At 65.1% G+C, this 7,275-nt stretch carries 7 protein-coding genes; 2 read left to right on the top strand and 5 right to left on the bottom strand.

Going from position 1 to position 7,275, the window contains the following annotated elements:
* Both YH64_RS12955 and YH64_RS12950 read left to right on the top strand, forming a co-directional pair.
* A partial coding sequence (locus YH64_RS12955; RefSeq protein ID WP_143215361.1) for a hypothetical protein occupies positions 1-571 on the top strand: 571 nt, incomplete at its 5' end.
* A 19-nt stretch (positions 572-590) separates the two neighbouring features.
* On the top strand, positions 591-1,835 hold the full coding sequence (locus YH64_RS12950; RefSeq protein ID WP_255444382.1) for a hypothetical protein: 1,245 nt from the start codon (positions 591-593) through the stop codon (positions 1,833-1,835).
* Positions 1,836-1,859: 24 nt separating this feature from the next.
* Here YH64_RS12950 and YH64_RS12945 read toward each other — a convergent pair whose 3' ends face one another.
* From YH64_RS12945 to YH64_RS12925, 5 genes are all read right to left on the bottom strand, one after another.
* Entirely contained in the window at positions 1,860-3,266 is a 1,407-nt protein-coding gene (locus YH64_RS12945) for an MFS transporter (protein ID WP_046804623.1), read from the bottom strand.
* Positions 3,267-3,273: 7 nt separating this feature from the next.
* On the bottom strand, positions 3,274-3,978 hold the full coding sequence (locus tag YH64_RS12940; RefSeq protein WP_046804622.1) for an SDR family oxidoreductase: 705 nt from the start codon (positions 3,976-3,978) through the stop codon (positions 3,274-3,276).
* 115 nt (positions 3,979-4,093) lie between these two features.
* A complete protein-coding gene (locus YH64_RS12935) occupies positions 4,094-4,693 on the bottom strand; it encodes a TetR/AcrR family transcriptional regulator (RefSeq protein WP_046804621.1) in 600 nt (199 codons plus the stop codon).
* A 104-nt stretch (positions 4,694-4,797) separates the two neighbouring features.
* Positions 4,798-5,334, bottom strand: coding sequence for a YaeQ family protein (locus tag YH64_RS12930; protein WP_046804620.1), 537 nt, complete (start codon positions 5,332-5,334; stop codon positions 4,798-4,800).
* Positions 5,335-5,401: 67 nt separating this feature from the next.
* Complete coding sequence (locus tag YH64_RS12925) at positions 5,402-7,270, bottom strand: dipeptide ABC transporter ATP-binding protein (RefSeq protein WP_120154926.1); 1,869 nt, start codon at positions 7,268-7,270, stop codon at positions 5,402-5,404.
* Positions 7,271-7,275: the final 5 nt, after the last annotated feature.

The following is a 7,275-nucleotide window of genomic DNA, read 5'->3' as shown; positions in this document are numbered from 1 at the left end:
CGCGCTGGTTGCGGGCGTGGTCCGGGCCGAGTCGTTTGACCGCCAGCTTGAGAACCAGCGCTACCAGCAATGGCTGACCGACTTCCGGCAAGACCTGCAAACCTTGCGGCAGTCGCCTGACCCGGCCAACGCCGACATCGACAAGATGTTTGCCAAGACGCTGGTGCCAGGCTCGCGCGCGACGCAGCTGGTCAAGTCATTGGCGAAGGCGCCGGGCGGCAGCACGCACGGGGAAATTCACTTCGTGGGAATCCAGCGGGTCTTCATGGGCGCCTTGGCCCAATCGGTGGTGGCCGGCGATGGCGGCGTGTACCCCGACACGCACGACACGTACAAATTGCAGACCTTGCGCGTGCGCTACATGCACGTGGACGGCGGCGGAAGGCTGGAGCGGTATTTCAATAACCCGGAAATCTTCACGCCCTACCGGCTGCCGGACAACGGCGTGTATGCGCGCAATGCTTACCCGTTCCTGTTGTTCGAAGATAGCCAGGGCGGGCTGCGCCTGGGCGGGGTGTCGAAGGAATTCTGGGATCTGGTGCAGTTCATGGACTCGCTGCAATATGCATAAGCCGCCCAGTAGCCTGCCTATGCCGCACAGTTTTCACACCCCGCGTACTTCGCACCCCCTGCATATTTCGCGCAGCCGGCCTATTCCTCGCACCGCGCACGCCAGCCCCATCCCGCGTTTGTTGTTGCTGTTATGCGCGGCCGCGCCGATGTTCTTCGCCGCCCCGGCCCACGCCGCCTGCGGCCCGACCGAGACCGACTTCTCGGTGCCGTCCACCCTGCCCGCCGTGCCGGTCACCCTGGCGCTGGACGATGAGCGCGTGCTGCTCGGCAAGCGCGGAGAACGGGTGCCGACCAACGGCAGGCTGGCCTGGATAGATGACAGCGGAGACCTGATGCCGCACACGTGGGCGGACAAGGTCGACTGGTCCGCGTACCGCGCCGGCAACAAGGTGGCGGGCTCCGCGCCCACGCGGCTGTACTTCGACGCTGAGGGGCACCTTTGCCGCATAGAGCGCTATCGGCCAATACGCGGCAAGGCAGTGCTGGACGGCGGCTTTACGCTGGCGTACGACACCACCGGCGCGTTGACGGCTTATACCGAATACGGCGAGGCCGGCGCATCCGGCGATCAACCCTACCAGCCAACGCGTCGCGCGTGCGTGCAGCGCGACGCCCAAGGCCGGCTGACGGCGTTCATCGACGACGGTTGTAGCCTCGGCAGTGCCGGCAGCACTGCCAGCGCCACGACCGGCACCACCACCGGCGCCAGCCGTCACTATGTGCGCGATGCGTCCGGCGGCTTGCTGCGCGTGATCGATCTGGCGTCACCGGGGCAGCCCGTGGCCGTTCAGACCCTGGACGCGCAGGGCAAGCCCGGGCCGCGTTACGTTCTTCAGAGCCTTGGCGACTTCGCGCCGGGCGGCGATACGCTGGCCGCCTATGCCGCGCCGCCCGGCAAACCGTCTGATCGATTGTTCCCCGTGCATCGCGATGCGCTGGCGGCGCTGCCCGTCGACGTGCCGGACAACCCGTGGCGCGTTGTCCGCATCAAGGACGACGTGCCGCTGGACGACGACATGCTGTCCTGGGACCCCGACGCGCAGATCGTGCTGGCCGAAGGCGCGCAAAGCACGCCCGGTGGCGCGATCCTGACGCCGGCTCAACAGCAAGCGGTATGGCAAGCGATGGGGGAACACCCATGGCGCGTGTACTTCTACCGGGACCCGGCAAGCCGCGTCATGCTGCTGCCCGCCTTGCCGCCGGAAACGTGGAAGGCATGCAGCGACCCGGCCAACCCGGCCCCCGACGCCTGCGCAAGCTGAGGATCGGCCCGCCCGCCCGGGCAATCAGCCCCTGCCCGGCCGCGTATCGACTGCCAAACACAGCAACGCCGTCACCAAGGCCAGCGCCACATGCCCCACATACAGCGGTGAAAACGCCGCATGGTTCACCGCGCCGTGCCCCAGCAACAGCACCGTGATCGCCACCCCCATCACGCCGCCGATCTGCCGCGTGGCCTGGTTCACGGCGCTGCCCACCGCGTAGTGCTGCGCCGGTAAACGGCTGACCGCCGCCGCCGACAAGGACGGCAGCACCATGCCCACGCCGATGCCGCTAAGCAGCAGGCCCGGCAACCATTGCGTCAGATAAGCCGGCTGCTCGCCCGGCACCAGCAAGAACCACAGGCCGCTCGCCGCATAGATCAGCGCCCCCGTCACCAGGAACGGCCGATGGCCCAGACGCGCGGCCAGCCGCCCCGTCAGGATGGCCGTGGGCACCACCAGCAAAGGCCCCGGCGTTACCGCCAACCCGGCACGCGGCAGGCTGTACTGCCACACCCCGGTCATGTAGAAAAAGAAAGCAAAGAACATCATCGCGAACGCGATGCCGAAGCTCAACGTCGCCAGGTTCACGTAGCGATACGTGCGATGCGAAAACAGCGACAGGTCCACCAGCGGATGCGGCGTCGACCGCGCCCACGCCACGAACGCGCCCAACGACACCACGCCCACCGCCGCCACCACCCCCAATTCCAGCCGGCTCCATGAAGGCGATTCCGACTGCACCGTCGCCAACGCCAGCGCACCCACCGCCAACATCAACAATGTCATGCCCACGCCATCCACCCGGCGGCGCGCGTCCGGCTTGACCGATTCACGCAGCAGCCCCGCCCCAAACCACAGCGACAGCGCGCCCAACGGCAAGTTGATATAGAACGCCCACGGCCAACCCGCCGCGTCCACCACGAACGCCCCCAGGCTGGGGCCGACCGCCGCCGCCAGACCGCCCACCGCGCCCCACAGGCTGACTGCCACCGCGCGCTTGGACACCGGAAACGCCGCCAGCACAATCGACAGTGACGCCGGCGTCAACAACGCCGCGCCTATCGCCTGCAACACGCGCGCGGCAATCAGCCAGCCCACGCTGCCCGCCAAGCCACACGCCGCCGACGCGGCCAGGAACAACACCACCCCCATCATGAACATGCGCTTGCGCCCATGCGTGTCCGCCAACCCGCCCGACGGAATCAACATCGCGGCGTACACCACCGTGTAGGCGTTCAGCACCCACGACATATCCGCGGCGGACGCCTCGGGAAAGCCCGCCCGCAACGCGCCGAACGCCGCGTACAACATCGTGCCGTCCAGCGACACCAGAAACACCGCAATGCTGGCCACCCAGAACACCGGCCAGGGCGACGCCGCCACCGGTTCGGCCGCGGGCGACGTAGAAGAATGAGTCGTAGCGTGCATGACAGCCTTAGCCCCGCGCCTGCAGGTACACCGCCGGCTCGGCGGACAAGCCCTGCTTGACCTGACGCGCCACCGCATCGGCCAGCACTTCCTCGGCGCCCTTTTCCAAGCCGTCAAACGCTTGCACCACGATGTCTTGCGGCGTGGACTTCGGCGCGTCGATGCCCTTGGTGAAGTCGGTATCGACAAAGCCCATGTGCAGCCCCAAGACCTGCGTCCCTTGCCCACGCAGATCATGACGCAGCCCGTTCGTCATCGCCCACGCGGCTGACTTGCTCATCGCATACAAACCCAGCGGCTGCCCATTGACCCAACTGGCCACCGACAGCACATTCAGCAACGCCCCGCCGCCATTGGCGCCCAGCACCGGCGCAAAGGCCTGCGCCACACGCAATGACCCGTACAGGTTGACCTCCAGATGACGCTGGGCCGATTCGATTGCATCCGCATCCAGAAAACCACCCAGCGCCGCGATGCCCGCATTGTTGATCACCAAGGTCACGTCCGTGGCCAGCGCCGCTGCCGCCGCCACATCGGCCGCGTTCGTCACGTCAAGCTTGATGGCCTGGACGCCCGGCAACGTCACCATGGACGGGTCCCGCGCCCCGGCGTAGACCTTGCGCGCCCCCCGCGCCAACGCTTCGCGCGCAAACGCCAGGCCAAGCCCACGATTGGCGCCGGTAATCAAAACGACTGCATTCTTTAAATCCATGATGATTTCTCGATAAGGCCTGCACACCGCTGGTGACAGAAGGCACAAATATGACGATCATCATATTTGTGTCGGATAAAAGGGCCGCGCATGGCGACCCTTGGAAATGTGGGATTCAGTGCGCCGGGCGGACTGCCTTGCGCTCGTACTGATCCAGAATCGATTGGCGCGCCGACGCCAACACCGCCCGCCCGTCGTCGTTATCGCCCAACGCACGCGCCAGCTGCAACGCGCCCACCATCGTGCTGGTCACCGCCACCGCCGCATGCTCGCCCGCCTCCGCCGGCAACACCGCCCGCACCGCTTGTATCAAGCGCTGCACACGCACCGCCGACACCTCGCGCACTTCGGTCGACTGACGCGGCATCTCGGAGGCCAGCGCCGCTACCGGGCAGCCGCTTTCGCAGCCTTTCAGATGCGCATTGCCCAGATACGCTTCCACCCACGCACGCAGCGTGCTGGCCCCCTCGGCCTCGCGCCGGGCCACGCTTTGCTTCATCCGCGCCGCGCCGTCGCTGCCCGCCCGCTCCATCGCAGCGGCCAGCAACGCATCACGCGATGGGAAGTGCGCATAGAACCCGCCATGCGTCAGCCCCGCTTCCTTCATGATGTCCGCCACGCCCACCCCGGCGTACCCCTCTCGCCGGATCGCGCGCGCGGCGGCGTCAACGATCCGTTCGTGGGAAAGCGCTTTGCGGTTGGATGGGCCAGGCATGATCGGGCTTCTGAAATATGATGATCATCATATTAATCCCGCAAAAAACCGGCGAGCAAGAAAAATCGCCGGAAAATGTGTAACGCCGGGTTCAGGCGCAGCGCTTAGCGCCACACCTCGGGCTCGATGCTGACCTCGCCCTTGTCGGCCGAGAAATACACGATGCCATCAGAAATGTTTGCATTCAGCTGCATGGTGCGTTCCGCCAGCTTCGCCAGCGCCCGGCTCTGCTCCGAAGGCAGATTCACCACCTTCAGGTTGCGCGTGCGTTCCAGCTTGTTGCGCACGCCGTCCCACCAGATCTTGCTGGCAGACCCGCCGTAGCAATAAACGATGACCTCGTCCGCCCGCCCACAAGCGCGCAAGATGCGCCGCTCTTCCGGCTGCCCGACCTCGATCCACAGCTTGACCGCCCCCGTCAGATCCTTGACCCACAAATCGGGCTCATCGGTATCGCTCAGCCCTTTGGTAAACGCCAGGTCTTCCTGCGCATGCAACGCAAACGCCACCAGCCGCACCATCATCCGTTCATCGGTCTCGGAGGGATGACGCGCCACCGTCAGCGCGTGGCTGCCGTAGTAGTGGCGATCGGTATCGGCAACGTTAAGTTCGGCCTTGTAGATAGTGGCGCGCAGGGCCATGGCAAAAATCCGTATAAGAAAGGGCAAATAGCGTGAAGCCCGCCATGATACCGCCTGCGCACATTCGTCAATAAACCCCGACCGAATGCCGGGCCACAAAATGCCCCTCTCCGACGGCCACCAACGGCTCCACCAGCGGATCGTCCCCCAGCTTTCTCATCGGGCTGGGAATCTCATCCACCAGCAACGACCTCTCGCGATGCCGCCTTTGCGGATCCGCGATCGGCACCGCCGCCATCAGCTTCTTCGTATAGGGATGCTGCGGATTTTCGAAGATCGCCCGGCGCGGTCCGATCTCGACGATCTGCCCCAGATACATCACCGCCACCCGATGGCTCACGCGTTCCACCACCGCCATGTCATGCGAGATAAACAGGAACGACACCCCCAATTCCCGTTGCAGATCCAGCAGCAAATTCACGATCTGCGCCTGAATCGACACATCCAGCGCCGACACCGACTCGTCGGCAATCACCACCTTCGGGTTCAGCGCCAATGCCCGCGCAATGCAGATCCGTTGACGCTGCCCGCCGGAGAACTCATGCGGATAGCGGTCGATCATTTCAGGCAGCAAGCCGCACTTATCCATCAGCCAGCGCACCCGGTCTTGCGCCGCCTTGCCCTTGGCCACGTTATGAATCAGCAGCGGTTCCATAATGGAATAGCCCACCGTCATGCGCGGATCCAGCGACGCAAAGGGGTCCTGGAAAATGAACTGAATGTGCTGGCGCAGCGTCTGCATCGCGCTACCGCGCAACGCCCCGATATTCTTGCCGTCGAATTCAATCGTGCCGCTCTTGCTCTTGACCAGCTGCAACAGCGACCGACCCGTCGTCGTCTTCCCGCAACCCGACTCACCCACCAGCGACAAGGTCTCGCCCGGGTACAGATCAAAGCTGACCTTCTCCACCGCATGCACGCGCTTCTGCACGCGTCCCAGAATGCCGCCCGTGATGTCGAAACTGGTCGTCAGATCCCGCACCTTGAGCACCGGGCCATTCTCGCGACGCACCGTTGACGGCGCCGCCACCGGCGCATCCACCAGCGCCGCCGGGTTTGCCACATGCGCCGCCTCTTCCACCTTCAACAGCGGAAACGGCGCCGGCTCATCCGTGCCATGCATCGCGCCCAAGCGCGGCACCGCCGACAACAACGCCCGCGTATACGCATGCCGCGGCCGCGCAAAAATCTCGTCCGAGCCGCCCTCTTCCACCTTGTCGCCGCGATACATCACCAGCACACGGTCGGCCACTTCCGCCACCACGCCCATATCGTGCGTGATGAAAATCACCCCCATGTCCATCTCTTCTTGCAGCTGACGTATCAGTTGCAGAATCTGAGCCTGAATCGTCACGTCCAACGCCGTCGTCGGCTCATCCGCAATCAGCAATTGCGGCTTGCACGACAACGCCATCGCAATCATCACCCGCTGCCGCATGCCACCCGACAACTGGTGCGGATAACGGTCAAGAATCGCGCGCGCCTCGGGAATTCGTACCCGTTCCAGCATCCGCAACGTTTCCGCCCGCGCCGCCGCCGCGTCCAGCCCCTGGTGCAACTGCAACGCCTCGGCAATCTGGTTGCCCGCCGTAAAGCTGGGGTTAAGCGACGTCATCGGCTCCTGGAAAATCATCGCCACGTCCGCGCCACGCACTCGTTGCAGCGTCGTATCGGGCGCATGCGCCAGGTCCAGCACCTCGCCGTTGCGGCGGCGCAGGAACATATCGCCATTGACGATCTTGCCACCGCCGTATTCCACCAGCCGCATCAGCGCCAGCGACGTCACCGACTTGCCCGAACCGGACTCGCCCACAATCGCCAGCGTCTCGCCGCGATCAACGTGGAACGACACATTGCGCACCGCTTCCACCGTGCGTTCGGGCGTCTTGAAGCGCACCGTCAGGCCGCTGACATCAACGACGCGTTTGGGATCCATTGTTG

Source organism: Achromobacter sp. LC458 (genome assembly GCF_001005835.2).
Lineage (GTDB): Bacteria > Pseudomonadota > Gammaproteobacteria > Burkholderiales > Burkholderiaceae_B > Achromobacter > Achromobacter spanius_B.
The sequence above is the reverse complement of the archived record's forward strand: the minus strand, read 5'-3'. Positions and strand labels throughout refer to the sequence as shown.

Excerpts from the sequence above, each read along its gene's own strand:
- YH64_RS12950 (WP_255444382.1), top strand. The coding sequence starts at position 591 with ATGCCGCACAGTTTTCACACCCCGCGTACTTCGCACCCCCTGCATATT.
- YH64_RS12945 (WP_046804623.1), bottom strand. The coding sequence starts at position 3,266 with ATGCACGCTACGACTCATTCTTCTACGTCGCCCGCGGCCGAACCGGTG.
- YH64_RS12940 (WP_046804622.1), bottom strand. The coding sequence starts at position 3,978 with ATGGATTTAAAGAATGCAGTCGTTTTGATTACCGGCGCCAATCGTGGG.
- YH64_RS12935 (WP_046804621.1), bottom strand. The coding sequence starts at position 4,693 with ATGCCTGGCCCATCCAACCGCAAAGCGCTTTCCCACGAACGGATCGTT.
- YH64_RS12930 (WP_046804620.1), bottom strand. The coding sequence starts at position 5,334 with ATGGCCCTGCGCGCCACTATCTACAAGGCCGAACTTAACGTTGCCGAT.
- YH64_RS12925 (WP_120154926.1), bottom strand. The coding sequence starts at position 7,270 with ATGGATCCCAAACGCGTCGTTGATGTCAGCGGCCTGACGGTGCGCTTC.